At 52.2% G+C, this 586-nt stretch carries 2 tRNA genes and 1 rRNA gene; all 3 read right to left on the bottom strand.

Features of this window, described 5'->3' with window-relative positions:
* Window positions 1-284: 284 nt before the first annotated feature.
* Window positions 285-360, bottom strand: a tRNA-Ala gene (locus tag E5S69_RS32120).
* Window positions 361-371: 11 nt separating this feature from the next.
* Window positions 372-448, bottom strand: a tRNA-Ile gene (locus tag E5S69_RS32115).
* Window positions 449-510: 62 nt separating this feature from the next.
* Window positions 511-586 (bottom strand): 16S ribosomal RNA (locus E5S69_RS32110); the annotation flags it as partial.

The following is a 586-nucleotide window of genomic DNA, read 5'->3' as shown; positions in this document are numbered from 1 at the left end:
GTCTCGATTGCTCGAAACCTCGCTACAGGATGAGTTCTCGCATTTGTGCCGTATTCCAAGTCATCTTTCGATCACTTCAATACATTTTGGTTGATACAATCACAACCCGGTATCGCGTTTGTACTGCAGCGTCTCATCAACGCTCGCGCGACACCTTTACTACATCCCATATTGTTAAAGAACAGCCGATCCGCAGGTTAGCCCGCGATCGCTTGGCAATGCCAAATGCAAACGCTCAATGCTAAGCGCTTGCATTTGGCCAACCAAACCAAGGTACCAGGTAGTGGTGGAGGATGACGGGATCGAACCGACGACCCCCTGCTTGCAAAGCAGGTGCTCTCCCAGCTGAGCTAATCCCCCTTCGGATAACTTGGTGGGTCTGGTAGGACTTGAACCTACGACCCCCGCCTTATCAAGACGGTGCTCTAACCACCTGAGCTACAGACCCTTGGCTGTAACAGCAAACAAACCGATAAGTGTGAACGCTAGGCTTGAGACACAAGCCTCTGGAAAGGAGGTGATCCAGCCGCACCTTCCGATACGGCTACCTTGTTACGACTTCACCCCAGTCATGAACCCTGCCGTG

The sequence above is a fragment of the Cupriavidus necator genome (assembly GCF_013141915.1).
Taxonomy (GTDB): Bacteria; Pseudomonadota; Gammaproteobacteria; order Burkholderiales; family Burkholderiaceae; genus Cupriavidus; species Cupriavidus necator_B.
This window is presented reverse-complemented; position numbering and strand designations above follow the sequence as displayed.